Genomic DNA, 26,211 nt, shown 5'->3' on the forward strand with positions numbered 1-26,211 from the left:
TCAACCGGTCGGTTGCAACTGGCCGGTCACCAGGGCCCATCCTCCCCCCATGACCCATACTGTTTCTGTCTGGCTGGTGCTGGTGACCGCACTGATCGCCGCCAACCTGCCCTTTGTCAACGATCGCTGGCTGGGCGTGATTCCCCGCAAGGAACCCAAGACCTTGTGGATGCGTGTGGGTGAACTGGTGGTGTGTTACCTGCTGGTGGGCGCGTTGGGCCTGGGCCTGGAGCAGGCGGCCGGCCAGATCGCACCCCAGGGCTGGGAGTTCTATGCCGCCACCGGGGCGCTGTTCCTCACGCTCGCGTTTCCCGGCTTCGTGTACCGCTACCTTTTCCTGCGCCGCAGGTAGCAGCCCATCCCCCGAGGGAGCTGGATATGGACGACGACCGCCATTTGCGTGAAACTACGGTGTCCCGCACCGAGTTGCTGCGTGGTCAGCTGTTGCATGTGGTGCGCGATACCGTGCGTTTGCCGTCGAGCGCGCAAGCCACGCGTGAATATGTCTTGCACCCTGGCGCCGTGATGGTGATCGCGCTGCTCGACGACGCACGGGTGGTGCTGGAGCGCCAGTACCGCCATCCCCTGCAGCAGGTGATGATCGAGTTCCCGGCCGGCAAGCTCGACGCGGGCGAGGCCAGTCTGGCCTGCGCGCGGCGTGAACTGCACGAAGAGACCGGCTACAGCGCGCGCGAATGGGCTTTTGCGGGTCGGCTCGCTCCGACGATTTCCTACTCCACCGAGATCATCGACATCTGGTTTGCGCGCGGTCTCACGCTGGGTGAGCGCGAGCTGGACGAGGGCGAACACCTGGACGTGTTCACCGCGACGCTGCCCGAGCTGCAGGCCTGGTGCCGCGGGGGTGAGGTGATCGACGGCAAGACGCTGGTGGGCACGATGTGGCTGCAAAACGTGCAGGACGGTACCTGGTCGCTTGACTGGTCGGGGGAGCCGGGCGCCAGCACGGATGGGGTCGCTGCGGGATAATTGGCGGCATGAAGGTCCTCAACCTGCAATGCGCCCACCAGCACGGGTTTGAAGGCTGGTTTGCTTCGGAAGAAGATTTCACCGGCCAGCTTGAGCGCGGGCTGGTGAGTTGCCCGCTCTGTGGCGACACGCAGATCCAGAAGATGCTGTCCGCGCCGCGTCTGAACCTGCGCACGGGCCGGAACGACACCGCCACAACCGACCTGGGGGTGTCTACCGCATCTCTCGAATCCGGTCCGGGGTCGGGTGTCACGGCGACAGGCTTGCCACCGCAAGCCCAGTGGCTGCGGGCTTTGCGCGAGCTGATGGCCAACACCGAAGACGTGGGCGAGCGTTTTGCCGACGAGGCCAGGGCCATGCACAGCGGCGAGGCGGATCAGCGCAATATCCGGGGCAGCACCAGCCCCGAGGTGGCCCAGGAGCTGATCGAGGAGGGCATCGATGTGATGGCGCTGCCGTACCTGCCCATGCTCAAGGAAACGCTGCAGTGACCACCGGGCCCGATGGGGCCCTTATCCCTTTTCCAGGTGAGACCGCATCCGGCGGCGGAGGGACCCAGGGACCTCCTTGCCTCCATGGACGCGCAGGCCCGCGACGGTTCAGCGTGGCTTGAAAATCAGCGGTGCCAGTTGCTCGACGTAGTAGACGGCCGCGCCGGTGGACAGATGGCCGTAGTCGTAGGACAGAGGTTGCGTGGCGTTCTCGTTCAGCCGTGTCAGGCAGCCGTCCGGGTTGCAGAAGTAGTCCATGCCTGAAATGAACTCGATGTCCATGGCCTTGGCGCGGGCACGCATCTTCTCCGTGACGTCGCGCAATTGCGGGTCCAGACCCTCTTTCAAGCGCAGGGGCGGGCGCTTGAGCGGTGGGCCCTTCTTCCACTCGTCCATCAGCAACTGAGGCAGCGGCTTCTGCCAGTACGGCACGGCCCCCAGCATGATGATGCGGGCGACGCTCGCCTTCTTGAGTTCAGCGACCGTGGCTTCCAGGTTCGTCAGGTCGTAGCGGCGGTGGTGCCACCAGGCGTAGAGGATGACCACGTCCGGTTTGGCCGCGCGGATGGCGCGGATGGTGTCGTCGTTCAGGCTCTTGCACAGCGGGCGGGGCTCGATGCCCAGAATGGGCGGGCAAATGGCGCCACCGCGCTCACCCAGGCCGAACGGGTACTTGCCGCTGTCCTGCAGCGCCTTGAATCCCGGGTAGAGCGAGCTCGCGTGAGAGTCCCCCCAGAGGAACACCAGCGGACGCTTCTTCTCGATGCAGAAGTCCTTGTAGCTGGAAGCCGGGTACTTGTAGTCCAGCATGCAGTCCTTGTCGCGCCAGCCTTCGATGACGGCGTCCTTGCCGCCCTTGTTCATCATGTTGCGCACGATTTCCGGGAAGCGCGCATCGAATCCGTCGCGCTGGTAGGTGGTGAAGCCCAGACCCGCCGCCAGCGCGATGCCGCTGCACAGGGCCACCGTGATGCCGCCCCGGTTCAAGCGACCAAAACGGATCGGCTTTTCCACCGCCTGGTAGGTCAGCCAGGCGAGCAACACGCTCAGTGCGACCCAGCCGAGCTGGGTGGCCACGGGCGGCAGTTCGCCAGCATGGATGTGCGCGAAAGAGAGCAGCGGCCAGTGCCAGAGGTAGAGCGGGTAGCTGATCAGGCCGATCCAGACGAAGGGCTTGCTGGCCAGCACGTGGCGGTTGACCCAGGCATGGGGCCCCGCGGCGATCATCAGCACGCTGCCCAGCGTGGTCGCCAGTGCCCACCAGCCGGGAAAACTGCGCTCCGGGTCGATCCGCACCAGGACCAACAGCACCAGCGCCAAGCCGACCCAGCCGTAGACATTGCCGTGCCGGCCGCTGTGGTGTGGCGTGGTGTTGGGCGGGCTGTGCCAGCGGTCGCGCAGGAACACCGCTGTCCAGCCCACGCGGTGAACGTGCATGGCCGCCAGCATGGCGCCCACCATGAGTTCCCAGAAACGTGCCGCCGGGTTGTAGAACGCGGCGGTGGGCTGGCCTTTGACCAGCGACAGGTTCAGCGCGAAGGACAGCAGCAAGAGGATGAGGATCCAGCGCAGTGCATTGACGCGCCAGCGGTGCAGCGCGTACAGGGTGAGCGGCCACAGCATGTAGAACTGCTCTTCGATCGCCAGCGACCACAGGTGCAGCAGGGGTTTGTTGGCCGAGGCGGCGTCGAAGTAGCCCGCTTCACGCCAGAAGGCAAAGTTGGAGATGAAGGCACTGCCGGCGAAAACGTGTTTGCCCAGCTGCTTGTAGTCCACCGGCGTCAGGTTGAACCAGCCCAGGGTGATGACGGTGGCCAACACCAGGAAGAGGGCGGGGAAAATGCGCTTGACCCGTTTGGCGTAGAAATCGGCGAAACCAAACCGGCCTTTTTGCAGCCCCGACAGGATGATCGAGCTGATGAGGTAGCCCGAGATGACGAAAAAGATGTCCACACCCACAAAACCGCCCTGGATGTGCTCCGGGAAGGCGTGGTGCAAAACCACCGCGACCACGGCGATGGCTCGCAAACCGTCGATGTCAGGTCGGTAGTGGGCGGTGTGGGGGCTCGATGTCATGCAGGGGAACACTGGGCCCACATGCGCGGGCGTGCCAAGGGCGGGTCAACCGGGTGCCGGGCGGCGGCTTTGCGCCGGCCGCCACGGGCGGGGCACCGGGTTTCAGGCGTAGAGCTTGCGGGAGATGTCCAGCGCCAGCGAATCGGGCAGCTCCACGTCGTCGAAGCTCAGGATCTGGCCCGCTTCCACCGGACGTGTGATGACCGCGTTCTGGATCAGCCCCATGGGCACGTGGCCCGGCACATCCTGGATGCGGGCGGCTTCGCCGCGCACCTGGAAGCCGCCGATGGCGCGGTCGATGCGGGTCCCCACCGGCAATGCGGTCTTGGCGATGCCGACGATGGACAGCGTGGGGTGGGTGGAGTTGTTGAGCAGCACACCACCCCCGTTGATGACGCGGCGCACGGTCTTGACGATCTCGTACTGGCAGAGGTGAAAGTTCTTGACCAGGACGTAGTAGGGCCCGTCGCCCAGCTTGAGGTAGTTGAGCGCCTTCCACTCATCGGCGTCGTGCGTGCCCACCACGAACACGCCCGCCTTGCCCGGGGCTAGCATGTAGTCCGCGATCGGCTGGCCCAGCTCGGCCGCGAAGCGCGCCAGCTCGATGGCGGTCTTGTTGACGTCCACCGCGCTCGGGCCTTCCATGCCCTGGCGGGTGATGGTCGCGCCAAACCCGTTGGCCACGAAGGCCTGCTCGATCTGGATCTTGGTGCCATCGGTGAACGACGTGGTCTGTTCGATGCTGATGCCCTGCTTGCCGGCCCAGTAGGCCATTTCCTCGGGCTTGGGCAGGTGGTTGAGAAAGCCCTTCATGTTGCCGTAGACGATGGGTTTGAAGCCCATCATCACCGCCTCTTCGTGCAGCGCGGCGATGCAGCCTGGCTGGTCGCCCTCGGCCTCGGTGAGCAGGCCCTTGTCGGCGAACCAGGAGCCGGTGGTGATGTGGAACTCGGAGTTCATCGTGACCACGGGCTTGCCGGCGCGCAGCGCCTGGTCGATGACATCGGTGGAGTGCAGCACGTCGCCACTGCACTCGACGATGATGTCGCAGGTGTCGATCAGTTGCTGCACCGAGTGGGTCAGTCGCTCGGGAAAGGGAAAGCTCCCGGCCTGCTCCAGCGGGCGGCGTGTCAGCACCGAGGTCAGGCTCAGGTCGGGCGCGTGGTTGTGGATCAGGCGTGCGAAGCCACTGGCGATGAAGCCGGTGCCGGACAGGCCGATGCGGTGTTTCTTGACGGTGTTCATGTGGTGTCGAGCTCTTGTGTGACGGTTCTCGAAAAGGGCCTGCGGTCCTGCGACCGGGCCTGGTGGGTCAGAGCGCCCGTGGGCCGGGCGGTCAGCTGCAGTAGCGCGCGGCTCCCAGATTGTCCATGTTGACCAGATCGACCGACTCGTGGTGGGCCTGATAACCCGACACCAGCTCGGTCAGCAGGACCTTCATGCCTTCGGCGTCGTTGTCGTCGAGGATTTTCTCCAGTACCACCAGTTTCTCTCGCAGCACCGCCCAGGGCAGGAAGTCCTCGGTGGCCTTCATGATGCGCGCATGGGAAGTGGGCTGGGGGTTGTTGCCGATCAGCAGTTCTTCGTACAGTTTTTCGCCCGGGCGCAGGCCGGTGATCTCGATCGCGATGTCGCCGGTCGGGTTGTCCTCGTCGCGCACCGACAGGCCCGAGAGTTCGATCATGCGCGTGGCCAGATCCAGGATTTTGACCGGATCGCCCATGTCCAGCACGAACACGTCGCCCCCCTTGGCCATGGCGCCGGCCTGGATCACCAGTTGCGCCGCTTCGGGGATGGTCATGAAATACCGCGTCATCTCCGGGTGGGTCACCGTGAGTGGACCGCCGTCCCGGATCTGGCGCCGGAACTTGGGCACCACCGAACCCGAGGAGCCCAGCACATTGCCAAAGCGCACCATGGAAAACCGGGTGTGCGGGCGGGTGACCGCCAGGGCCTGCAGTGCCATTTCGGCCAGCCGTTTGCTCGCGCCCATGATGTTGGTGGGGCGCACCGCCTTGTCGGTGCTGATGAGCACGAAGTCCGACACACCTTCTTCGGCGGCGACCTGGGCCGCAGTGAGGGTGCCCAGGGTGTTGTTCTTGATGCCTTCGACCGGGTTGTGTTCCACCAGCGGCACATGCTTGTAGGCCGCCGCGTGGTACACGGTGTCCGGCTTCCAGGTCGACATGATCTCGCGCAGCCGCTGCGGGTCGCGCACCGAGGCGAGCAGCGGGACCAGAATGGTCTCGGACCCGTCAAGCTTGTCCTGCAGCTCCTGGTGGATCTCGTACAGCGCAAATTCGCTCTGCTCGATCAGCAGCAGGGTGTCCGGGCCCACGGCCAGGATCTGGCGGCACAGCTCGCGCCCGATGGAGCCGCCAGCGCCGGTCACCATCACCACCTTGTCCTTGATGTTCTTGCCCAGCAGGATGTGGTTGGGGCTGACCGCATCGCGGCCCAGCAGGTCGTCGATGTCGAGTTCGCGCAGGTCCGAGGTGCTGACGGTGCCTTGCGCCAGCTCGCTCACGCTGGGCAGCGTGCGCACCTGGACGTGGGCGCTCAGCATCTGCTCGATCATCTCGTTGCGGCGATGCCGGCTGGCCGACGGGATCGCCAGCAGCACGGTGCAGATCTGCAGGGAGTTCACCAGACCCGGCAGATCCGCCGGGCTGTAGATCGACAAGCCGTTGAGCACGTGCCCATGCAGGCGGTCGTCGTCGTCAAGAAAACCCACCACCCGCATCTCGTGGCTGTTCGACATGGCCGCGGCCAGCTGCCGGCCCGCGTTGCCCGCGCCATAGATCAGAACCCGGGGCAGGGAGCCCATTTTGAGCTGGTTCTGGTACAGGCCGCCGAGCCAGAAGCGCGCCAGCATGCGCGAGGCGCCCACGGTCAGCAGCAACAGCATGGGCTGAATCAGGCCCACGGTGCGGGGGACCCCGTCGACGCCGATGGCGGTGAACACGGTCGCGAACAGCAGGCCGTAGACGGCGATGGCCTTCATCACCGTCATCAGGGCCGAGAGGCCAGAGTAACGGAAGATGGCGCGGTAGAAACCGTTGACCACGAAGATGGGCAAGGCGATGACCAGCGAGACCAGCACCGCCCACATGGGTTGCCAGTAGGCGTCGCCCGACAGCTTGACCCAGTCGCCCAGACGCAGGTAGTAGGCCAGCCAGACCGTGAGCACGCACAGCGAGGCATCGACCGCCAGCACCACCACGCGCTTGGCGGGGCGGGGCATGGCCAGGATGGGCAGGGCAAAACGATTCAACATTTGAACGCTTCTCCGTTGTTTCAGGGCTCAGTGCGAAACACCGTCCCGACGCAGCACTCGCCACGCGGTCATGAGCACGATCTGCAGGTCGAACCAGAACGAACGCCGACGCAGGTACTCCCGGTCGAGTTCGACTTTTTCAGGGATGGGCAACTCGTCACGGCCATTGACCTGGGCCCAGCCCGTCAGGCCGGGCACCACGCGGTGCACGCCGTGTTGTGTGCGCAGTTCGATCAGGTCGTCCTGGTTGAACAGCGCGGGTCGTGGCCCGACGAAACTCATGTCGCCCTTGAGGATGCACCACAGCTGCGGCAGTTCGTCGAGACTGGTCTTGCGCAGAAAGGCTCCCATGGGGGTCAGATACGCTTGGGGATCCTGCAGCAGGTGCGTGGCCACCGCCGGGGTGTCCAGTCGCATGCTGCGGAATTTTGGCATTCTGAAAACATGGTTGTCACGCCCCACTCGATCACTCCAGTACAGCGCGGGCCCCTTCGACGTCAATCGCACGAGCAGCGCCAACAAGCCGATGGGCAGCAGAAGAACCAGGCTGGCAACGACGGCGAGGCAGATATCGAACAAGCGCTTCATTTCACGACATCCTGCACCGCCATCCTCAGGCCTTGCTCCACCGTCAGCCTCGGGGTCCAGTCCAAAACCTTCGTAGTATGCCCTATGTCCACCTGAAGCGAGCCGGTCAGGCGCTCGATCTGCCCCTGGCGCCCCGTCAGTCGGCCGGCGGTGTGCAGCCACGCCACAGGCACCGGCAGCAGCCGCGTCGGCCGGCCCATGGCCAAAGCGAGCAAGCGGATCAGCTCGGCGGTGGAGAGATCGTGGTTGTCGGAGGCGAGAAACGTCTGGCCGGCGGCCTCGGGTTGATCCAGGCAGCGCGTGAGCAGGTCGGTCAGGTTGTCCAGCGCCAGCAGCGAGCGGCGGTTGTCCACCCGGCCCAGCGGCAGCGGAACGCCCCGCGCCACCAGCTGCATCAGGCTCAGGAAGTTGGCTTTCACCCCCCGTCCGTACACCAGTGGGGGGCGCACCACGACGACTTCCAGGCCGGTGTCGCGGGCCACCTCCCACAGGGCCTGCTCCGCCTCCCATTTGGAAAGGCCGTAGGCATCGAGCGGGTGGGGCGCGTCCTGCACGCTGAACCGGGTGCCGGGTGGGGTGTGTTCCCCATGCACCTTGAGCGAACTCAGATACACCAGCCGGCGCACGCCCAGGGCAGCTGCCTGCTGCGCCAGCCGGCGTGTTCCCGCCACGTTGACATGCCGAAACGCCGCCATCGGGTCCCCGGAACTGTCCCGCATCACGTGCACGCGCGCCGCGCAGTGGACCACGGCCGACACCCCCGACAGCGCGGCGGACCAGTCGGTTTGCGGGCCGATGTCGGCCACGGCGATGGCTCGGGCGGCCGGCGTTGCCGTGCGCATCAGCGGCCGCACCGCCCGGCCCTGGGCCAGCAGGCTGCTGCACAGGGCCTGCCCGACAAAGCCGTTGGCGCCGGTGACCGCAATCATGGAAGCCCTCGAACGGGCATCAGCGCACGCGTGCGAGCGGGCTTCCCCAGGCTCTGGGGCAGGAAGCGCTCCATCACGTACACGGTGGGCACCAGCAGGACCGCGGTCACGGCCAGCACCAGCAGGCCGAGCGCCACGTCGTGGTCGATGGCCTGCAGGCTCAGAGACAGCGCCGCCACCAGCAAGACCTTGACCGATTTGATGACCAGCATGTGGATCAGCATGATCGACAGGCTGTATTGGCCGATCCAGGCCAGCCAGCGCGCGTTCTTCCCCAGCAGCTGAACCAGGAGGATGAGCATGAAGGTGCCGCTGAAAGCGAACACCAGAAACAGCGCGGGATGGCCCAGGCGGGCTTCCGCCACGGTGACGAAGCCGTTGACCTGGCTGAGCAGGCTCACGGCCAGCAGCAGGGCGAACAAGGCCACCTGCCGCAGAGGAGACATGGTCGTTTGCGGCCGGTGGCGCGACAACCAGTAACCCGCCTGGAAAAACACCAGCCCGATCAACGCGGAAGACAGGCTGAACGGTAGCTTGACGAAGCGTGCCGCTTCATAACCCGCCGCGGCCAGCAACAGCACGACCCCTATGCGCGCCGCGTCCGATGCCACCAGCCGGTTGACCCCGTACCCGACCATGACGGTGCAAAACAGGGCGATCACGAACCAGACCGGTGTGTTGACCAGATGGCCGTCGCCCAGCGAGCCATAGAAAACGCCGATCAGCGGCGGCAGCAGGCCGTAGTTGAACTGTTCGATCTGCAGGTGCATCTGCCTGGCCGCCAGAAAACCGGCCAGATAGAACAGGAACCCCAACATGGCGTAACAGAAGTACGGCACCAGCAAGGTCCGCACTTTCTTCTGGAAAAACCCCTGGAGAGGTTCGGCACCCGGTTTGAAGGTCCAGCCCGAGAGGAAGAAGAACAGCGGAACGTGAAAGGCATAGAGGAAGACATACAACGCCGAGGGCTTGGCCACCGAATAGAGGTGCCCGATCACGATCAGGATGATGCCCAGCCCCTTGGCCGCGTCGATCCATTGGATCCGGGTCGCGGATGCCTGGTCGGACACAGAGGTGCAGGTCATGCTTGCGATGGGGTTGCCGGGGCCGATGGTCAAGGCTTATTTGCCCAGGTCCCGGTTTTCCAGGGTCATGGTGCGAATCTCTTCCAGCAGTTTCCGGTTGGCCGACAGCAGATCGGTCACGAAGGCGATCAGGATGGTGTGGAACCCGATGATGAGCAGGGAACTGGCCAGAATCAGTGACTGGATGTGACCGTCGTATCCGGCTTCCGTGGTGAACCATTTGTAGAGAAACCGCAGGCCGATGGCGAACCCGATGGCGAACAGGGTGAGGCCAATCGAGCCGAAAAAGCGGAACGGCCGGTAGATGACGAAAACCCGGACGATGGTGACGATGCTGCGGCGGATGTACGAGGAAATGCTCTTGACCAGGCGAGAGGGCCGCAGATCGCCGTTGACGCGGATGGGCACCGAGGTGATGGCCATGTTCTTCTGGCCCGCCTGGATGATGGTTTCCAGTGTGTAGGTGTAGTCGCTGAACACCGTCAGGCGCCGTGCGGCCGAGCGGCTCATGGCCCTGAAGCCGCTGGGCGCGTCGGGGATGTCGGTCTTGCTGGCCACCCGGACCACCCAGCTGCCCAGCTTCTGCAGCAGCTTCTTGACCGGGCTGAAGTGCTCGATCGCCTCGATCGGGCGCGCGCCCACCACGATGTCGGCCTTGCCGTCTAGGATGGGGCGGGTCAGCTGCGGGATGTCGTCGGCGTTGTACTGGTTGTCGGCGTCGGTGTTGACGATGACGTCGGCGCCCTGTTCCAGGCAGGCCCGAAGCCCGTTCATGAAGCCACGGGCCAGGCCCTGGTTGCGGGTGTGCCGGACCACGTGGTCCACCCCATGGGCCAGAGCCACTTCAACGGTCTTGTCCGAACTGCCGTCGTCGATGATGAGCCATTCGACCTTGTCAAAACCGGGAACCTCGCGCGGCAGGGCCGCAAGGGCAATGCCCAAGGTGTCTGCTTCGTTGAAGCAGGGGATCTGGATGATGAGTTTCAATCTGGCGCTCCGGACAAAAAAAAGACAAGACGGGAAATGGGTGACTGGACGGGGGCTGTGGTGGGCTTCAGTGATTGCACTGAGCGGACTTCAGGTATCCCAGGGTTTCGTCGTGAAACTCCACCAGCAAACGGATGTCGCAAGGCTGGAGGTCCTTCGGCAGGTTCCTGATGGCGAAGGCAAAGCCCGAGCTGGCCGCCGCGCCGATGCCCAGCGCCTTGGCCACGTCGGGTCGTTGGGCGCCGGGTTTGACCGACGTGATGTAGTCCTCGCGCGCCAGCACCCAGAGCCGCTGGACGCGGGCACGGTGCACGGTGTCAAACACCCAGCCGCGGGCCTTCAGCAGGCCGTCTTCGAGCGTGAGCCCGTCGATGCTGCCGACCACCTCGTTGCGCCGGGCGATGCGCAGCGGTCCAAAGTTCTCATAGGTGCGCTCGGTGTATTCGAAGGTCGGCCCCAGTTCCTGCAGCGCCTCGTATTGTTTCTGCTGCGTGAAGGGCACCGAGGACCAGAACACCACCACGGTCAACAGCGCGAACACCCCGGTCATGAGCTGCTTGAACCAGCCCGGCCGGCACAAGGAGAAGAAGGGAAACCACACCAGCGGAATCAGGAAGAGGTAGTACCGGGGCTGGAAGCCGGAGAGCACCCCCGTCTGGGTGTAAGCCCTGTATCCCAGATAGATGTGGATCGCCAGCATCAGCACGATCGAAATCGCCAGCGCGTCGAAGAGCTTGACGAAGGGCTTTTTCGCGGCAGCGATGTCGGGTGAGAACCGGACCACGATCCAGCCGGCCAAAGGCAGGCCCAGCATGGCGAAGAAGACGGCAGTCAGTTCCTCGGGGATGGGGGCCACGCTCAGGTGCGAGAAGATGATCGGCAGTCTGCGGGCCATGGAATGGTAGAAATCCATGGCATAGGCCGACAGACTGATCGGGTTTTCAACAGTGGTCACCTGATACAGGTTTCCCGCTTTGGGGAAGAACGCCCCATGGGTCAGGTAGGTGAACGCGTAGTAGGCGCCCGTGACCCCGAGAAACACGGCGAATGCGATCCAGGCCGGGCGGGTGGCGAGCGCGCTGCGCAGGTGCTGCCCGTTGAGGGCTGCGTAGACCAGCCCGAAAAACACCAGCATGGCCATGCCGGTCGCCTTGGTCAGGAAGACGATCAGCAGGCCCAGCACCACCCATGCGAGCGAGCGGGGCAGCTTCTGATGGGGGTCGTTCGCGATCCGGGCCATGCCGTAGAAGGTGATGGCAAAGCCCAGGTAGAGCAGGGTGTCGTTGTTCACGCTGCCCGCCAGGTACCCCATCATCGGGATGGCCGAGCAGGCCAACAGGCTGATGCAGGTGGCGCTGCGTTCAACGCCCAGCCGGTCCGCCGTCAGGACCGAGAACAAAAGCGCCAGGCCATAAAGCGCCACGGTGAACAGCCGGAAGGTAACGTAGTCCAGCTTGGGGTCGAGCGAAAACAGCTTGCCCGCGGCCCCCAGGAGCGAGTAGTACAGCGGTGGGTGGCTCAGGTAGTTGGGACTGCCAAAGCCGAGGATGGTGCCACTGCCGTAGTTGGGCAGCAGGAACGCCGAATGCATGCTGTCCCACACGTACGACAGGTGCGACATTTCGTCGGGCGGGTAGCTCAGCGGCGTGTTGCGGGCGAACACCACCGCCTGCAGCATCAAAAAGACGATCAGCAGCAAGGCGGGCAGCAGGTCCTTTTTGCGGTCCATGCCGTTCAGAAATGGGGCCATACCGCCTCGATGAAAATCCGTTGCACTGTCACGAACTGTTTCATGCGTTGGTGTTGGCGTTGGCGTACACATGGGCCACACGGGGCGGCCAGGCGAGGCCGAAGTCCTCGTGGTCGAGCGTGAGGTTGGGGCTGTAGGCCGGGTCGTTGGCCATGAGCGCGGGCCAGCGTGAACGCATGTAGCTCACTTCCTTCTGGAAGCGTGCCATCTTCTCCGGCGTGTCCTCGTAGCCGCGCGTGGCCGACTCGTGGTGGAACAGGGAAGCGAACGGCGTGTAGATGTTGCGCAGGCCGATCTCGGTGAACTTCAGGCACAGGTCCACGTCGTTGCAGGCCACGCGCAGGTTCACCTCGTCAAAGCCGCCCACTTTCATGAAATGCTGTTTCTGCACCGCCAGACAGGCCCCGGTGACGGCGCTGAACGAGCTGATCAGCGAGGCGCGGCCGACATAGCCGTGGGCCAGCGACGAGAAGCCTTTGTGCGAGTGGCCAGCCCAGCCGCCGATGCCGAGCACGATGCCGGCGTGCTGCAGCATGCCGTTGGGGTAGAGCAGCCGCGCGCCCACAGCGCCAACGCCGGGACGGCAGGCCTGGCTGACCAGTTCGTCCAGCCATTCGTGCGTGATGATCTCGATGTCGTTGTTGAGGAACACCAGCACCTCGCCCCGGGCTTCGCGGGCACCCAGGTTGTTGATGGCGGAATAGCAGAACGGCGAGTCGTCGCGGATGACACGGAAGTTGTCGGCCTGGGCCTGTTCGGCGAAGTAGGCCAGCGCCGCCGGATCGTTCGACCCGTTGTCCATCAGGATGATTTCGTAGTTCTTGTAGCGCGTCTTGGCCTTGATGCTCTCGATGCACACCTTCACCAGGTGCACCATGTTGCGCGTGGGGATGATGATGCTGACCAGGGGCGGCACGTCGGGCAGTTTGTAGCGCGCCCGGTAGCCGTGCCCCACGAACTGCGCGCGGGCGCGGGCGCCGATGCGCTTGAAGTGGTCGTTCAGGGCGCGCTCGCCCGCCAGCATGGCGTAGGGCTTGATGTTCAGGTCGGCCGTGGCGGTGCTGCCCGCGTGGGCGCGCCAGTGGTACAGGATGAACGGCACGTGCACGATCTGGGCCGGCTCGATGTGCTCGATGGCGCGCAGCACCAGATCGTAGTCCTGGGCGCCCGCGTAGGCGTCGCGCAGGCCCCCGGTGCGGGCGATCAGGTCGCGGCGGTAGAAGGCCAGGTGCGTGACCAGGTTGTGCGAATAGAACAGGTCCAGGTTCCAGTCGCTCTTGAAGTAGGGGTCGTAGCGCCGGCCCTGCTCGTCGAGCTTGTCCTCGTCGGAGTAGAGCATCCGGGCATCGGGGTTCGCCGCGATCGCGCGCACCATGTAGAAGAGGGCGTGTGGGGGCAGCAGGTCGTCGTGGTCGAGGAAGGTGATCCAGTCACCCGTGGCGGCTTCCAGCGCGCTGTTGGTCGCGGCCGAAATGTGGCCGTTCGTTGCCCTGAAGACCAGCTTGATGCGGGCATCTTCGGCCGCGAGCTTTTCCAGGAACGGCCGCACGGCGGGGTCGGTGGAGGCGTCGTCGGCGATGCACAGTTCCCAGTGGGGATAGAGCTGGTCCTTCACCGACTGGATGGCCTCACCCAGCCAGACCAGGTTGGCGTTGTAGGTGGGCATGACCACCGACACCTTGGGCGACGCTGTCAGCGCCGCCACCTGCTGACGCATCACCTCCAGGGCGGCCGCGTCGGGTGTGTCGTAGCGGCGCACCCACTCCTGGTAGTCGCGCAGGTCCAGCACCTTGGGCGCGTGGTCGGCGGCCTGCGCGTCCACGCCTTCACCGGGCGCGTACGCGTGCAGCGCCTGCCGGGTGGCCAGGCCCGCGCCACGGCCCGAACGCAGACCGTCCTTGAACACGCGCAGGGCGTGCTTGAGGTTCTGGATGGCGACGCTGACCGCGCGCAGCGGCGCCGTCACACGCCAGCTGGTCGACCGGTACATGCGGTCGATCTGGGCCTGGGTCTCCTTCACGGACGCCTGCTGCGACAGGATTTCCTGGTTCTGGCAGGAGATGACCTGGTAGGCCGAGATCAACTGGAAGTTGCGCTCGGTGTAGTCCTGCAGCAGTTCGACCAGCTGTTGGTCGCGGTCCTTGACGGCCTCGGTCAGCTCGTTGAGTTGCTGGGCGCTGGTGTCCGCGGGCGCGGCAACGGCATGGGCCGGGTCTGTGGTGATGGGCATGTTCAAAGTTCGATCTCAAATCCGGTTGTCTTGGCGCAGTTGCTGCAGGCGGGTCTTGTAGGCCCGGGCCACGGCCTCAGTCGAGTAATTTTCGGTGATGTTCTTCCGGGCATTGGCTACCAGCCGCGCCCGTTCGGTCTTGTCTTCCCGCAGCCGGACCATCTGCCGGCTCGCCAGCGAAATGTCGGGGTCGCACCAGAACTGGCCATCGGCGAACAGGTACTCATCCTTTTTCAGCGGAATCCTTTCACCGCTCACCAGGTAGCTGGTGTCCGCCGTGCAGAAGTCGACGTTGCCCGAAAAATCCGTCACCACGGTGGGAATCCCCAGCAGCATGGCCTCGGCGATGATTCGGCCGAAGGCTTCGGCGCGGTGCAGTGAGACATAGGCATCGCACGACGCCATCAACCGGGTCACGTCGGGGCGGGAGAGGGTCTGGTCGATCACCACCACCCGGTCATCGCCCGCGATTTCGGCAAGCATGGCTTGCCAACCCGCGGAGCTGCTCCCGCCCATGGCCTTGATCACCAGACCGACCCCGCGGTCAGTGGGGAAGGCGGCCTTGAAGGCACGCACCGCGCTCACTGGGTTCTTGCGCGACAGCCAGGAATTGCCGTCGAACATCACCAGAAACAGAAACTGGTCGGCCGGCAGGCCCAACGCGCGCCGGTCGGGGCCCGTGATGGCGGGCAGCTCCACCGCCAGCGGCATGCGCCGCACCGGCTTGTTGCCCAGGCTGGCGAAGGCGGTGCTCACGTATTCGCTGAACACCCAGATTTCATCGACCATCTGGTGCACACCCGCCAGGTACCCGGGCCAGGTGGGCAGTTCCCAGTGCCAGGCCCCGATGTTGTAGGTGCCAGCCGTCAGCAGTGAGCGCCCGCCTTCCATCCCCAGGCGGATCATTTCCGTGGGGGGCAGGCAATACAGGGAGACCGGGTGCACCGGCGCGGCCACCAGCTGGGCGTCCAGCGTGTGGTCCAGCCGGGCCGGGCCTGGCATGGGGGCGTCGATCACGCAGTACGGCAGGCCGGCGATCTGGGCCGAGCGTGCGGCCATGCGCACGTCTTCCGCAATGCCGATGACAGACTGGGCGTACCCGACGATGTTCAGCCCCGGCAGTTGTTCTGCCGGGTCCTCAAACAGGCCGGCCACGGCCGCGTATTCGGTTGGCCCGTTGGCCTTCCACCAGGCCTCCAGCCCGTTGCAGCCCGCAGCGCTGCCCAGGTCGAACGCCGCTTTCAGATCGGCGCGCGCGCTCCAGATCAGGCAGGGCAGATAAGGCAGTGGCCGGGCGCAGGAGGTGGGCGCCATGTGGCGCGTGGCATCGAACACAGCGCTTTTTTGTACCAGTTGGCTGCGCAGTTCCATGTGGTTGCGCAGCGACCAGGACGGCACAGCGAATTCGTGAAAACCGTTCTGTTCCCACCAGATGAGGGCGGCCAGACAGCCCGTTTCGCTGTCCAGCGGGTACAGGTTTCGCAGATCGTCGCGCCCCTGAACGATGAGCGAGAGGAACAGTGGAAGGGGGAATGCACCCTGCGGGCCATGGGCGCGCAGCTGGCGCAGCGAGGCGTCCACACGCCAGGCCACGCGCACGTATTCCTTGTGGCCAAAGCCGAACCACCACATCAACAAACCGATGCGGCCGGACACGTGGGCAATGTCGTAGCTGGCCTGCAGATCGGGTCGGTCGGCCCAAATCAGGCGCAAGGGCTGAGGCAGGGCCTGGGTGATCGAGGCTTCGTCCACCACCACCTCGCGCGTCCGGGCCGTGAAGCCGGGCACCAGGTCCAACACGCTGGGCCAGTTGCCGCGCAGCATGCGGGTGAAGCCGCGGCCGCCTTGGGCGAACAGTTCACCAGCATCCAGACCCCGGAGCGTGTCCAGGTCCGCAGGGGTGAGCGTCCACTCCACGTCGGAATAGTCGTTACGGCTGTCAGATTCCCACCATGTGTACACGGCAATTCGATCAAGCAACTGGTCAGTCTGAAGGTGAGCGATGTCGGCGCGGATACTCAAGAGCAGGCGAACACCCGCCGGTATAGCGAAAGCCATATCGGTCGAATTCTCAGGGGCTTGTTTTAACCAGTCGGTATGGCGAATCACGGGCGTCCTGCGGTGATGTCTGCTAGTAGGGCCCGTTGCCAGTGTTCTGGGCGTGTACCACCCAGCGGTCCGGATGGGTGATCAGTATGCTCTGCCACGCCGCATTATAAGATTTGCTATCCCCGTGCCGAGTCGAGTCGAGTCGGGCCTCAGCCCCGCGCGGCCGCCAGCATGCTGCTCAATGTGTCCTTCAGGGTGTAGGCCGGCAGCGGCCCGGTACAGGCCCTGAGCTTGTCCGGGTTGCCGCAGAGGCGGTGCACCTCGTTGGCGCGCACGAAGGCTGGGTTCACATTCACCTGCATGTGATGGCCCGTCAGCTCTTCCAGGGCCGTTATCACCGTCTGCAAGGTGTAGGGCTGGCCGGAACACACGTTGTACACCTCGCCCGGCACGCCTTTATCCAACAGCGCCAGGTAGGCGTCACAGACCATGCGCACATCATTGAACTCGCGTTCCACGTGCAGGTTGCCCAGTTCGATTTGGGGAAGCCGGCGGGCAAAGTGGTCCACCAGCTTGGGGATCAGGAAGCCCGGCGCCTGGCCTGCGCCGGTGTAATTGAACGGCCGGGTCAGAAGCAGGGGCAGTCTGTCCGAATAGGTGCGAGCCATGTGTTCCATGGCCAGCTTGCTCATGGCGTAGTGGTTGACGGGAGCAGGGGCCTGATCTTCGGAAATGGGCGACGCGTGGCAGTTGCCATATACGTTGGCGCTGCTGGCCAACAGCACACGGCTCGGCTTGCGCGGAAGGGCGACCAGCGCCGACAGCAAGTTCATGCTTCCAACCACATTGACCGCATATAACGCAGAGTTATCGGCATGGTCAACGAAGCTGATGGCGGCCAGATGCACCATTGCGTCTGGCTTGGAGCGTGCGACTTCGTCGGCTACAGCGCTTTTGTCGGTCAGGTCGGCCGTGAGTGCCCGCACTTCGTGGCCGGCTGCGATGGCGCTGGTCCGAAAGTGGTGGCCTGTGAAGCCGGCCGAACCGGTCAAGAGAATGCGCATCGTGATATTGGCTCCGTGGCCTGTTGTGTGCTTGAAATGGTGTTGACTGCCATTGGCCAGAGCACTGCGGTGTGCATGTGCATGTGCATGTGCATGTGCATGTGCATGTGCATGTGCATGTGCATTGTGCCTTTGATGGGCTGCCCCGAAATGGCGCCATCGGCCGGAGCTCGTTGCCAGCCAGTGGTATTTGTTTTTCAGCGACTACGAATGGTTTTGAGACTGCAATCTCGCCCGCACCTGACTTGCGCCACAAAGTCTGCAACAGGCATCACGTGCCATTTATTCTGAAAAGATTTCGAATGGCCCGGAGTGGCGCTGTGAGGCGCCAGCTGGTCGAATTCTTCATGGCGGCCAGGGCGGCGGAAAGCTGCGAGATCGATTCGGAGGCTGTTCGTTGCTCGCATTCGTGCTGCGCCTGTTGCGCATCGAACTGAGCTCTTAGGTCGGCAACCTCAGCAGTCAGTTGTTGCCGCTCGCGCCCGGGTCGCTGAAGCACCGGGCCCCTGCGGATGTAATGGTCCAGGAATTTGGAAAGCTGCTCTTCGTCGAAAGCCCCAACGATTGAGGGATAGTCGAAATGCACGATGTGCTCGTGCATCACATGGTAGCTTTGGGGCGGGCTGTGCAGATCCTTTGCGTCGTTTTTTCCAACCGCATAGAGGATCGGGAACACGGCCCGCAACGCGTCCAGAAAGTCGGGCACACTCATTCGTCGGAAAGCGTTCAGGCACCAGTGGTTCAGCTCAAGCGTAACAACCGGCTTGTGGGTAGCGATCGTTTGTGCGAGCCCTTCGATCACGTCGAGTTCGAAACCCTCCACGTCGATCTTGATGAAACCGATCGGCTGCTCGAGCTTGGCGCCCTGGACGTAGCTGTCTCCCTGCAATATTTTGATTGCTTCAACGGTGTGGCCCTCCAGCACTTCAGTGGTGACGAAACCACCGGACCGATTGCTGGGATGGAAAACCAATTGGAGAAGCTCTTCGCGGCGTCCCAGACCGGCATTGACCAAATCGACATTTGCAGCACCTGCGACCCCAATGTTCTTCTGCAGCAGGGCGAAAGTCGTCGGAGACGGCTCAAAGCAAATCACTCTCTTTGCCAGTGTTGACAGCAAAATTCCGGTGCAACCGATGTTTGCGCCGATGTCCAGTGCAATATCGTTGGGACTTACAAGCGTTCGAAACAATTCGACGCTGTCAGGCTCAAAGACGCCATTGAGGTTGTCCAGATAGAGGTCATCGGACGTGACTTGAAAAGTGCGATCTCCGATCAATACCGGCAAAGTTTTTTGAACGCGTACATTCATATGTGCACTTCTTTTCAGCCTGGTTTGGAATGCGTGGCTGGTTGACCACCGCGACGCTTGAATCTAAATCAATGTGGCAGGCTCTCCGAAAGCGTCAAAACGAGAAGCCAGCCCGATTGCGGTGCAGATCAGCCTCCACCATCATCTGGCACAACTGCTCTAGTGTGGTCGCAGGTTCCCAGCCCAGTTTGGCTTTGGCCTTCTTCGGGTTGCCGATCAACAATTCCACCTCTGCGGGGCGGTAAAACTTCGGGTTGATGCGCATCACGGTCTTGCCGGTGGCGCTGTCCACTGCGGTTTCGTTTTCGACCTGCCCACGGAAGTCCACAGCGATACCAGCGCCCTTGAACGCCATGCGAACAAAGTCGCGCACAGTTTCCGTGCGGTTGGTGGCCAGCACAAAGGTGTCGGGTTCGTCGGCCTGCAGCATGCGCCACATGCCTTCCACGTACTCCTTGGCGTAGCCCCAGTCGCGTTTGGCGTCCAGGTTGCCCAGCTCCAGGCAATCCAGCTGACCCAGCTGGATCTTGGCCACGCTGTCGGTGATTTTCCGGGTGACGAACTCGCGCCCACGCAGCGGGCTTTCGTGGTTGAACAAGATCCCGCTGCTGCCGAAGATGCCGTAGCTCTCGCGGTAGTTCACCGTCATCCAATGCGCATACAGCTTGGCCACGCCATAAGGGCTGCGGGGATAGAAGGGCGTGTCTTCCACCTGCGGGATGGCCTGTACCTTGCCAAACATCTCGGACGTGCTGGCTTGGTAGAAGCGGATCTTGGGGTTGACCAGGCGAATGGCCTCCAGCAGGTTCAGGGCTCCGATGCCGGTGATCTGCGCCGTGGTGCTGGGTTGCTCGAAGCTCACGCCCACAAAGCTCTGCGCCGCCAGGTTGTAGATCTCGTCCGGCTGGACCTTCTGCACCATGGCGATGCTGGCGCCCAGGTCGGTCAAGTCGTATTCCACCAGGTGCAGGTTGGGGTGGTTCTGGACGCCCAGTTCCTCAATGCGCCAGAAGTTGACCGAGCTGGTGCGGCGGTAGGTGCCGTAGACGGCGTAGCCTTTGTTCAGCAGCAGTTCGGTGAGGTAGGCACCGTCTTGACCGGTGATGCCGGTGATGATTGCGGTTTTCATGAGGCTGATGCGGGAGTTGTCGCGGAGCTGAGGATTCCCAAGGCATGCAGCAGTTGTTGGGTGCTTTGTTTCCAGGTCAGCCTGGGTATGGCACTCGAGCCCGGTTGCCGGCCAGATTCTTTCAGGTGCAGCCAGCGCGTGATGGCCAGCGCCAGGTCCTCCGGCTGCAGACCCTCAAAGTAGAAGGCATGTTCACCCGCGACTTCCCGCAGGACCGGCAGGTCGCGAGCCAGAATAGGCAACCCGTGCTGGGCTGCCTCGATCAGCGGAAGGCCGAACCCCTCTCCGAGGCTGGCCAACACCAGACAGTCGCTGGCAGCATAGATCTTTTCGAGGAACTCGTCGCTGACCCCTTCCAGCCAATGCAGTCGACGACCGTTTTCGGCGTGGTGCGACATCCGTTGCACCAACTCGTCGACTTTCCAACCCCGCTTGCCGACGATGACGAGATTGACATCGTGCCCTTGGGCCCACAGCTGCTCAAAGGCCGACAAAGCCTGTGCATGACCTTTTCGAGGCTCGATGGTGCTGACCATGAGGAAGTTGACTGCACTTTGCAGCTGATCCAGAAGGGCCTGAGCGTTGTCCGGCACCCCCGAACTGGGAAGGCTGTTGTGGACGTCCGCTCCCAGATGGAAGCTCGCAACGCGGGGTCCTTGCAGCACCCGCTCTGGTGGGTGCTGCGCGAGCCACATGGTCAGTTCGTCTGCAACCGCATTCGAAATACAGACCATGCGATCGGCATGCCGACCCAGTTCCGTGATCCATCGAAGAAAGTGAGGATGAACATGCGGTGGCCACCATTGGGGGGCTTGTAGCGGAAGCAGGTCGTACACGATGTAGTTCAAAGACACGCCGCGAACCGAAAGGTCCTGATGAGCGTCCCAGAAGCTTGAGCCCAAGTGCATCAAGAGGTCAAGGCACAGGTAGACGTCGTCCTGAAAAAAATCGGCAGGCGCATCTTCTGTCGGCGTGTGGCCTTCGTGCATGGCTGTCGCCAATTGGTTGGCATACCAGTAGCGAGTGCCGTCAAACCGGATAGGGCGTACCTCGAACCCCGCAGGAGGCGCATTCAAACACTCCAAAAGGATGCTGCGCACGACACGTTGTATGCCCGAGCGGGCATCACCTTTTGCGAGTTCGGAGACATCCAAGAGCAATTGGGGGGTCTTTGCCCCATGGTTGAAGACGATGCAACGCGACGCATGCAATACGGTTTCTTCCTTCGGCGCAGGGCTATCAATGGAGGCCAGCGCCTTGGCGAGGATATGCAGTGGATTTGCCGAGGAACCTTGCTCCGGATCCTTTGCCCTTGCCGGCATTCCATAAAGCCGATCCAGTGCTTCCCAGGCGCGCTTAGCTGATGATTCCCATGCGAAGTTCTTTGTCTGTATTCCGGCATGTTCGGACAAGCGCTTGGCAAAGGCAGGGTTTGAAAGAGCCTGCGCCATCTTGTTCCGGATGGCATTGACATCCAATGGGTCGAAAAGGGCTTCGTCCAGCCCGATAACTTCCGGGATGCTGGTGCAATTGGATCCGATGGCTGGCGCCCCACAGGACATGGCTTCAAGCAGCGGCAGGCCAAAACCCTCGTGCACCGACGGAAAAACAAACAGTTCACTGTTGGAATACAAGGTGATGAGAACATCGTCCTCAACGTATCCGGGCAGAACCAACTCATGAGGAGCCAAACCGTACTGTCTCGCGAATCCGTTCAGAGACGCGCGACATCCCTCAGGCAGTTTGCTGGCAATCACCAATTGCCTGGTCGATCGAAGCGCATCCGGAAGCTGACTGTAGGCCTCAATCAGGCGGGCAAAATTTTTCCTCGAATCGAATCCTCCGGGCGCGTATAGAACGTATTTCCCAAAAATTCCAAGGGTCTCCAGTTCTGCGGCCGCTTCCGGCCTCGAAAGGGGGAATTTGCGAAAGCGTCCATCCACCGCAGCGGAAATGTTTACCACCGAATTTTCCGCTCTGCCCAGGTGTTCCACACCTTCTTGGCATGAGGATTCAGAGATGCCCAAGAGCAGGTCTGCTTTTCGAAGCCATTCCACCTTTTCCAAGTACGAGCGTCGGACACCATGATCCACCAGGTAGTCATCAGGGTGGATCAGAGGGATCAGGTCGTAGAGAATCGCTGCGGTTTTCAGGTGGGGAGCGTACCTTCCGATCGAGGACACCGCCTTGAGCCAATAGCCCTCGACCACACTCGTCAACAGGACGATATCCGGATTCAAGCGGGCAATGAAATCCTCGCGAAGAATCTCGGCGGCATGGTTGGCCCAGCAGTCCGCCTGTCCCGTGGCCGGCGTGTCGAAAACACGAATCTGCTCTTGCGGCAATATCCCATCAAACGTTTTTCGGATGTGGGCAATGCTTTCAGGCAACTGCGCATGGACCACCAGGATCACCTCCCTGGACGCTCTGCTGGATACCAGCGCCTTGGTCAGTGCGATCGAATAGCGGCCGATACCACGAAATCGCGATTCGGTTTGGGCGCCCAGCATGTCAATGACGATGCGCATCAGTCCCTCTTCGTGCTTGTTTGCATCGCTGCCCTGATCAGGTCGTGGACCGCTTTCTCTCGTGCCGATAGTCGCCAGTCTGCATTGGCCATGGGGTTTGAGTCTGGTGAAGCTTGGGCCTGCAGGGAACCTCCCAGTTCTTGCTTGGATGCATTCCACCGTGCATGGGCACCGAGGGCGAATAGACGCTTGAGCTGTATCGCCATCCAACGCAGTGGCGCCGTGGCCCGCCAGAATGTGCTGCTTTGAAGGGCTTTCAATGCGTGGTGCAACTGCTGATTGACGTCCTGCACACCCAACAACTCTCCATGCAATCTCACATATGCCCGTTCCAGCTCACGATATCGATCGACGCTTGCTTGTTCCAACTCACGATATCGATCGGTACTTGCTTGTTCTCGCTCGCGGTATCGATCGGCGCTTGCTTGTTCCTGCTTACGGTATTGATCGGCACTTTGAGCGAGCTGTTCCTCGAGTTGCCTGGTTGTACCCGCATACTGCTGCACAATGGCGGCATGGCGCAATGTGTTGTTCTGTGCTTCGTGGGTTTCAGCCTGAGCCAGGGCACACAGGTAATGATTTTCTGTTAGCAAGAAGTGGTCAAACACATTTGGAGGGGCGGTGAACTTCTCGAGAAGATCCAAATGCGTGCTGGAGACATAAAATCTGTTGAGTCCATCAAAGTAGGCGAACGAATAGCCTTTTGCCAACAGCAAATGCTCCCACTCATGATGAGTCAGTTCTGTCGAGAGTGGGCGGGTCGCTTCAATGACGACCACCCAGGGCCGAACCAAGCTGCTCGTCCAGCCATCAAAGACTTCCCGCTCTGCACCTTCGACATCGATCTTTAACCATTGCACATCCTTTTCATGCATGGCCGTCATTACCGCGTCCAGCGTCATGACGGACGCCGAGATTTTTTCGACTCTCCGGCCCTGCGCTCGGAGCTGTTCAGCAATCAATGAGTTGGAGGTGGACAGACCGGTGTCTGGAACGCCAAAGAACTCCAGAACACCTGCTTGGCGCCCCAGTGCAACCTGCAATACCGTCTCATCTGGTCGGGCCAGTCTCAATTTGTTTGCATATTGAGGGGAAGGCTCGATATGCACTCCGCGCCACCCCCTTTCGTAGAAGGCCAGGCTCACGGAGTCGGTTACTGGATCTTGTGCTCCGACGTCGATGTAGTGGCCATTCTGGACATGACCGAGGACGCGCCAGAGGATGACGTCCTCGAAATTCTGTGCGTGGGAGATAAATGTCATTGAAGCTCGACTGCGATGGATGGGTCGATCCATGCAATACCCTCAAAATGTGGCTTTTTGATTTTCACGATGGTCAATATTCGGGCCAGATATTTCCGGTTGATGGCGTTCCACGTCGCGCCCAGCAGGGCGTTGCGGTATTTGGTCCGGAACTCGCGTTTGATGTTGTCGAGGATGGTGCGCCGGTGTGCCCACAGAGCCCGAATCATTGCCATCAGGAGCGCCCGTATCGGTCTTGGAGCCTGACAATGTCGTCTTCGCCAAGATAGTCGCCACACTGGACCTCGATCAGCACCAGTTCGTCGGGGCCGGTGTTGGTCAATCGGTGTTTTTCCTTCGACGGGATGTAGTGGTATTCACCGGGCACGGTGGGGTACTCCACATCGCCAATCTGCACGATGCCGCGGCCGTGCACCAGCATCCAGTGTTCGGCCCGCTGGTGGTGGTATTGCAGGCTCAGGCTCTGGCCGGGTTTGACGGTGATGCGCTTGACCTTGTAGCCACCATCCTCTTTCAATGTGGCATAGGTGCCCCAGGGGCAATGCACCGCGGGCGGCAGCAGGGTGCTTTGGTGGTGCGGGCTGTTGATGTGGCGTTCCTTGAGCGCGTCCACCACGCGTTTGACGTTTTGTGCCTCGCGCTTGGTGGTGACCAGCAGGGCATCGGGTGTGTCCACCACCACCAGGTCCTGCACGCCCACCGTGGCCACGACCTTGTGGCAGTGGCTATCGATGTGCACATGGGTTCCGGTGGTGTTGACGGCGACCCAGTCGGCGCCGTCGGCGGCACCCAGGGTGTTGCCGCTGGCATCGGGCGTGTGGGCCTGTGCCACGGCGGGCCAGGCCCCCACATCGCTCCAGCCGAAGCGGGCCGGCACGAGGGTCACGTTGTTGGCGCGCTCCATCACGGCGTAGTCGATGCTGATGTCGGGCAGGAGGCCGAAGCTATGCGCCTGAAAGCGGGTGACCTGGGGCGGGCAGGGGTCGTCGGGCAACGACATGGCCTGGGTGGTGGACTGGGCCAGGGCCTGGTCGGCGGCGCGCAGCACGTTGGGCGCATGTTCGGCCAGCGCCGCCAGCATGGCGCCAGCGGTGAAGCAGAACATGCCACTGTTCCAGTAGAAGCGCCCGGTGGCCAGGTACTCCTGCGCCGTGGCCCGATCGGGTTTTTCAACGAACTTGAGCACGGGCTGAACGTCCCTCCCGAGCTTGGCCACCTCGATGTAGCCAAAGCCGGTTTCCGGGCTGGTGGGCTGGATGCCGAACACCACCAACTGGCCTCTCTGGGCCTGACGGACGGCTTCGAGGGCATTGGCCACGAAAGCTTCGGTGTCGGGAATCAGGTGGTCGGCGGGCAGCACCAGCATGACAGCGTCGTCGCCGTGGGTGGCCTGGCAGTCCAGCGCCGCCAGTGCAATGGCGGGGGCGGTGTTGCGACCCTTGGGTTCGAGCAGGTAGCGCGCCCGCGGCGGGTTGGCCATGTCCGACAGCAAACCCTGGGTAAGGAACAGATGGTCCTGATTGGTGACGATGAGCAGATCGTCGATGCCGCAGGCCTGGCCGCGGGTGATGGCCTGCTCAAGCAAGGCACTGCCGCCGAGCTTCATGAAGGGCTTGGGGTAGGCTTGGCGTGAGGCGGGCCACAGGCGGGTGCCGGCACCGCCTGAAAGGACAACGGAGATCAGTGTCATGGAGGTCAGGCGGAGGCCGTGGCTTGTTGCAAAGAAGCATCCGTCTGGCTCTTGGCAGAGATCCGCGGCACCAACGAGGTGCGCCAGTCGATGACCGGATCGGGGTCGCTCCAGACGATGCAGCGTTCGTGGGCCAACGCGTAGTAATCGTGGGTCTTCTTGAGGCACTCGACGGGCTCGTTGAGCACCACGAAGCCATGGGCAAAGCCCTTGGGCTCAAACAGGATGGCTTCGGGGATGGCGAGAGGGGGGGCTTTCATGGAGGCCGTGCAGCTCTTCTCTTCTTTGATGAGTTATTGCAGATACTGGCCATAGCCATACTTCGCCAGCGACTTGTTCAGAGCCAGTCCCTGTTCGACGCTGATCTAGCCCAAATGACTGGTCTGTGGATAGGTGCTGAAAGTTGTGTTCAGTGTAGTTCCACAATGGTTCGATAAGTTGAAGATCTCTATCCTTCGGAAGCGATGGAGGCGGTTGAACAAGCTGTCACGGTAGTGGAGTTCCCAGCCCTCGCACTCAAGGGGGCGTGGGGCGTGGGGCGTGGCTCAGTTCTGACTGATGGCGGTGTAGTAGGGCCTGGAAAAAATAGCTCACCCAGCGCCTCGTCGTGGGAAGTGATCCTCGTTCTTGCTCACCGCGGTCACCGCCTGCAGCCGGCATGGAGGTTGTGCCGACAAGAGCATGAAGGCTCAAGGCTGGTGCTAGCTAGTTGGGTGACCTGAGTGGCTTGCTGTGAGGTAACAGGCCTGACATGCCAACTAGGGCAAGGTATAAACA

General features: G+C 62.6%; 21 protein-coding genes. 3 read left to right on the forward strand and 18 right to left on the reverse strand.

Going from position 1 to position 26,211, the window contains the following annotated elements; genetic code table 11:
• Positions 1–49 precede the first annotated feature (49 nt).
• Genes AC07YZ_RS07140 through AC07YZ_RS07150 form a run of 3 tightly spaced genes read left to right on the forward strand, consistent with a single transcriptional unit; the run spans position 50 to position 1,478 of the window.
• On the forward strand, positions 50–352 hold the full coding sequence (locus tag AC07YZ_RS07140) for a DUF2818 family protein (protein ID WP_494794248.1): 303 nt from the start codon (positions 50–52) through the stop codon (positions 350–352).
• 26 nt (positions 353–378) lie between these two features.
• On the forward strand, positions 379–987 hold the full coding sequence (locus tag AC07YZ_RS07145) for an NUDIX domain-containing protein (protein WP_494794249.1): 609 nt from the start codon (positions 379–381) through the stop codon (positions 985–987).
• An 8-nt stretch (positions 988–995) separates the two neighbouring features.
• Entirely contained in the window at positions 996–1,478 is a 483-nt protein-coding gene (locus AC07YZ_RS07150) for a DUF1178 family protein (protein ID WP_494794250.1), read from the forward strand.
• 108 nt (positions 1,479–1,586) lie between these two features.
• On the opposite strand, the gene AC07YZ_RS07155 is transcribed toward AC07YZ_RS07150, so the two are convergent.
• The 18 genes from AC07YZ_RS07155 to AC07YZ_RS07240 form a co-directional block, all read right to left on the reverse strand.
• Positions 1,587–3,554 carry an acyltransferase family protein gene (locus AC07YZ_RS07155; RefSeq protein WP_494794251.1) on the reverse strand — a complete coding sequence of 656 codons (1,968 nt, stop codon included), beginning with the start codon at positions 3,552–3,554 and terminating at the stop codon, positions 1,587–1,589.
• 102 nt (positions 3,555–3,656) lie between these two features.
• Positions 3,657–4,799, reverse strand: coding sequence for an SAF domain-containing protein (locus AC07YZ_RS07160; RefSeq protein ID WP_226493851.1), 1,143 nt, complete (start codon positions 4,797–4,799; stop codon positions 3,657–3,659).
• Positions 4,800–4,890: 91 nt separating this feature from the next.
• Positions 4,891–6,831, reverse strand: coding sequence for a polysaccharide biosynthesis protein (locus AC07YZ_RS07165; RefSeq protein WP_494794252.1), 1,941 nt, complete (start codon positions 6,829–6,831; stop codon positions 4,891–4,893).
• Positions 6,832–6,858: 27 nt separating this feature from the next.
• A complete protein-coding gene (locus AC07YZ_RS07170) occupies positions 6,859–7,419 on the reverse strand; it encodes a sugar transferase (RefSeq protein WP_226493849.1) in 561 nt (186 codons plus the stop codon).
• Positions 7,416–8,348 carry a UDP-glucose 4-epimerase family protein gene (locus tag AC07YZ_RS07175; RefSeq protein ID WP_226493848.1) on the reverse strand — a complete coding sequence of 311 codons (933 nt, stop codon included), beginning with the start codon at positions 8,346–8,348 and terminating at the stop codon, positions 7,416–7,418. The genes AC07YZ_RS07170 and AC07YZ_RS07175 overlap by 4 nt, the downstream gene beginning before the upstream one ends.
• Positions 8,345–9,433: an acyltransferase family protein gene (locus AC07YZ_RS07180; protein ID WP_494794253.1), complete on the reverse strand. Its 1,089-nt coding sequence runs from the start codon at positions 9,431–9,433 to the stop codon at positions 8,345–8,347. The genes AC07YZ_RS07175 and AC07YZ_RS07180 overlap by 4 nt, the downstream gene beginning before the upstream one ends.
• Before the next feature lie 36 nt (positions 9,434–9,469).
• Positions 9,470–10,420, reverse strand: coding sequence for a glycosyltransferase family 2 protein (locus tag AC07YZ_RS07185; RefSeq protein ID WP_226493846.1), 951 nt, complete (start codon positions 10,418–10,420; stop codon positions 9,470–9,472).
• A gap of 67 nt (positions 10,421–10,487) precedes the next feature.
• Entirely contained in the window at positions 10,488–12,170 is a 1,683-nt protein-coding gene (locus AC07YZ_RS07190; RefSeq protein ID WP_494794254.1) for an ArnT family glycosyltransferase, read from the reverse strand.
• Positions 12,171–12,210: 40 nt separating this feature from the next.
• Positions 12,211–14,400, reverse strand: coding sequence for a glycosyltransferase family 2 protein (locus AC07YZ_RS07195; protein WP_494794255.1), 2,190 nt, complete (start codon positions 14,398–14,400; stop codon positions 12,211–12,213).
• Positions 14,401–14,415: 15 nt separating this feature from the next.
• Positions 14,416–16,362 carry a glycosyltransferase family 4 protein gene (locus AC07YZ_RS07200; RefSeq protein WP_494794256.1) on the reverse strand — a complete coding sequence of 649 codons (1,947 nt, stop codon included), beginning with the start codon at positions 16,360–16,362 and terminating at the stop codon, positions 14,416–14,418.
• 296 nt (positions 16,363–16,658) lie between these two features.
• Positions 16,659–17,513 (reverse strand): NAD-dependent epimerase/dehydratase family protein, encoded by an 855-nt coding sequence (locus tag AC07YZ_RS07205; protein ID WP_494794257.1) that lies wholly within the window; start codon positions 17,511–17,513, stop codon positions 16,659–16,661.
• A 271-nt stretch (positions 17,514–17,784) separates the two neighbouring features.
• Positions 17,785–18,825 (reverse strand): FkbM family methyltransferase, encoded by a 1,041-nt coding sequence (locus tag AC07YZ_RS07210; protein ID WP_494794258.1) that lies wholly within the window; start codon positions 18,823–18,825, stop codon positions 17,785–17,787.
• A gap of 94 nt (positions 18,826–18,919) precedes the next feature.
• Positions 18,920–19,954, reverse strand: coding sequence for a GDP-mannose 4,6-dehydratase (gmd, locus tag AC07YZ_RS07215; RefSeq protein ID WP_494794259.1), 1,035 nt, complete (start codon positions 19,952–19,954; stop codon positions 18,920–18,922).
• Complete coding sequence (locus tag AC07YZ_RS07220; protein ID WP_494794260.1) at positions 19,951–22,482, reverse strand: glycosyltransferase family 4 protein; 2,532 nt, start codon at positions 22,480–22,482, stop codon at positions 19,951–19,953. The genes gmd and AC07YZ_RS07220 overlap by 4 nt, the downstream gene beginning before the upstream one ends.
• Positions 22,482–23,744, reverse strand: a complete 1,263-nt coding sequence (locus tag AC07YZ_RS07225; RefSeq protein ID WP_494794261.1) for an FkbM family methyltransferase — start codon at positions 23,742–23,744, stop codon at positions 22,482–22,484. The genes AC07YZ_RS07220 and AC07YZ_RS07225 overlap by 1 nt, the downstream gene beginning before the upstream one ends.
• Entirely contained in the window at positions 23,741–23,959 is a 219-nt protein-coding gene (locus AC07YZ_RS07230) for a hypothetical protein (protein WP_494794262.1), read from the reverse strand. The genes AC07YZ_RS07225 and AC07YZ_RS07230 overlap by 4 nt, the downstream gene beginning before the upstream one ends.
• On the reverse strand, positions 23,959–25,434 hold the full coding sequence (locus AC07YZ_RS07235) for a mannose-1-phosphate guanylyltransferase/mannose-6-phosphate isomerase (protein WP_494794263.1): 1,476 nt from the start codon (positions 25,432–25,434) through the stop codon (positions 23,959–23,961). The genes AC07YZ_RS07230 and AC07YZ_RS07235 overlap by 1 nt, the downstream gene beginning before the upstream one ends.
• Before the next feature lie 5 nt (positions 25,435–25,439).
• Complete coding sequence (locus tag AC07YZ_RS07240) at positions 25,440–25,694, reverse strand: dTDP-4-dehydrorhamnose 3,5-epimerase family protein (protein ID WP_494794264.1); 255 nt, start codon at positions 25,692–25,694, stop codon at positions 25,440–25,442.
• Positions 25,695–26,211 lie beyond the last annotated feature (517 nt).

The organism is Hydrogenophaga sp. GW101-3F08, from assembly GCF_059424585.1.